This window comes from Streptomyces sp. NEAU-YJ-81 (assembly GCF_017592595.1).
GTDB classification, from domain to species: domain Bacteria; phylum Actinomycetota; class Actinomycetes; order Streptomycetales; family Streptomycetaceae; genus Streptomyces; species Streptomyces hygroscopicus_B.
The window spans coordinates 1-2,366 of sequence record NZ_JAGFNO010000108.1 but is presented as its reverse complement, the minus strand read 5'-3'; the positions used below and the strand labels follow the sequence as shown (position 1 = coordinate 2,366).

General features: G+C 67.3%; 2 protein-coding genes. Both read left to right on the top strand.

The features are described 5' to 3' along the window. Positions 1–125 precede the first annotated feature (125 nt). Positions 126–1,544, top strand: coding sequence for an IS21 family transposase (gene istA / locus J5X86_RS50100; RefSeq protein ID WP_208523221.1), 1,419 nt, complete (start codon positions 126–128; stop codon positions 1,542–1,544). Further along, positions 1,541–2,311, top strand: a complete 771-nt coding sequence (gene istB, locus J5X86_RS50095) for an IS21-like element helper ATPase IstB (RefSeq protein ID WP_208523220.1) — start codon at positions 1,541–1,543, stop codon at positions 2,309–2,311. The genes istA and istB overlap by 4 nt, the downstream gene beginning before the upstream one ends. Positions 2,312–2,366: the final 55 nt, after the last annotated feature.

Sequence of the window (2,366 nt, the reverse complement as noted above, 5' to 3'; positions counted from 1 at the left end):
TGTCGGCGTACAAGTGAACGTGCGCCATCTCGTACGGAGGAATGTGCACCGTTTTCGGTGCGGTGATGGGGTGGGGGCCGTGAGTCTGCTGCTGTCGGTTCGGTGCGGCAGGAGGGCGGCTGACGGTGGTGTTGGATCCACATCGGTGGCTGGAGTTGAGGCGGTTTCGTCCGCTGTATGAGTCCGGTGCGATGAGCCTGCGGGAGATCGCCAAGGAGACCGGGCTGAACCGTCGGACGGTCAGCAAGTATTTGAAGGATCCGGCTTCAGCCGCGCCGCCGAAGCGAGGAGTGGCCGGGCAGCGGTATCGGCGGGTGGTGGACGAGGTGGCGCCGCTGATCGACGCGATGCTCAGGTCCGAGGTCCTGCTCAAGGCGTCGGTGATTCATGAACGTCTGGTGCAGGACTACGCGGTCAGCATCAACTACCAGCGGGTGAAGCTCTATCTGCAGGAAGCCCGGCCACGGATCGCGGAGGAACTGGGCATCGGTCCGGGTGAGTTGGCGGGACTGCACCGGCGGTTCGAGGTCGTCCCGGGTGCTCAGGCCCAGGTCGACTGGGGCGACGAGGGAAAGGTTCTCGCCCATGTCGGTGTCCCGAAGGTCTACTCGTTCCACATGACGCTGTCGTACTCGCGCGATCCGTTCTGCTGCTTCACCACCAGTCAGGATCTGGCGACGTTCTTCGACTGCCACCGGCAGGCGTTCGCGCACTTCGGCGGGGTGCCAATGAGCATCGTCTATGACCGCACCAAGACGGTCGTGCGCCGGCACGTCGCCCCGGGCGAGGCTGTCCCTCTGCATCCGGAAGCGGTCGCCTTCGCCGGGCACTACGACTTCGACATCGACGTGCTGGCCGCCTACCGGCCCCAGGGCAAGGGCCGGGTCGAACGCCAGGTCGGCATCGTCCGCGACCACGTACTCGCCGGACGGGCCTTCTCCTCCGTCGAAGAGATGAACGCCGCCTTCACGGCCTGGGTGCCGCTGCGACGAGCGAAGGTCCACGGCACACACGGCGAGGTCATCGGGCAGCGGGCCGTGCGCGATCACACGGCTCTGCGTCCACTGCCGGCATCTCCGTATGTGGTCAGTCAGCGGCATCTGCGGCATGTCGGCAAAGACTGCCTGGTCGCGTTCGACGCGAACCTCTACTCAGTGCCCGCCCGCAAGGTCCGCCCCCGCCAGCTGGTCGAAATCCGTGCCACGAAGTCCCAGATCACGCTCCACTCCACCGTCGCCGACGCGAGCGGCCAGACGTTGCTGGCTGTCCATCCACGGGCGGTTGGCCGCGGAGCCCGCATCGTGGATGAGACGCACTGGGACGGTCTGCCCACCGGCGCCGGCCGCCGCGTCACCACCGGGGAGGCTCTTCCTGCACCCCGCCGTGGCCAGCCGGCCGGGCCGGAGAGCGGGCCGCTGCAGGCTCTGCTGAACCGGGCCGCCGCCGCAAGCGTCGAGGTCGGCCGCCGGCCGCTGTCGGTCTATGACGAGCTGACCGGCACCCGCCCCTTCACCACCAGCGCACCGACGAAGGAAGCCCGTTGAGCGAGCTGACCAGCACCCGCATCCGCACCACCGCCGGCAAGCTCGGCCTGCCACATCTGGCCGAGGCCCTGAACCAGTACATCCAGCGGGCCGACGAGGCCAAGATGGGCTACCTCGACCTGCTCGACCTGGTGCTGGCCGAAGAACTCGCGGTCCGCGAGGACCGCCGCTTCCGCAACGGACTGCGGCTGTCGAAGCTGCCGCACCACAAGACGCTGGAGGACTACGACTTCTCCTTCCAGCCCGACCTCGACCCGCGCAAGGTCAAGGACCTGGCCACCCTCTCCTTCGTCGAGGACAAGGCCAACGTCGCTCTGCTCGGGCCGCCAGGGGTCGGCAAGACGCACCTCGCTGTCGCCCTGGCCGTCGCGGCCTGCCGGGCCGGCTACTCGATCTACTTCACCAGCCTCGACGACATGGTCCGCCACCTCAAGGCGGCCGAGGACCAGGGCCGGCTGATGAGCAAGCTCACCGGCTACCTCCGGCCCAGCGTCCTCGTGGTCGACGAGGTGGGCTACCAGCCGCTGGAACGGGCCGAGGCGAACCTGGTCTTCCAGGTCATCTCCAAGCGTTACGAGAAGGGCTCGATCATCCTGACCTCGAACAAGACCTTCGGCGAGTGGGGCCAGGTCTTCGGTGACGAGGTCCTGGCCACTGCGATCCTCGACCGCCTCCTGCACCACTGCGAGGTCGTCTCGATCAACGGCAACAGCTACCGGCTCAAGAACCGCCTCCAGGCCATCGAGCGGGAGACCGACGTGGCCTGAGCAGTGGTGCACATAACTTCGTACGCAGTGGTGCACTCAGACGAGTACGCGGACA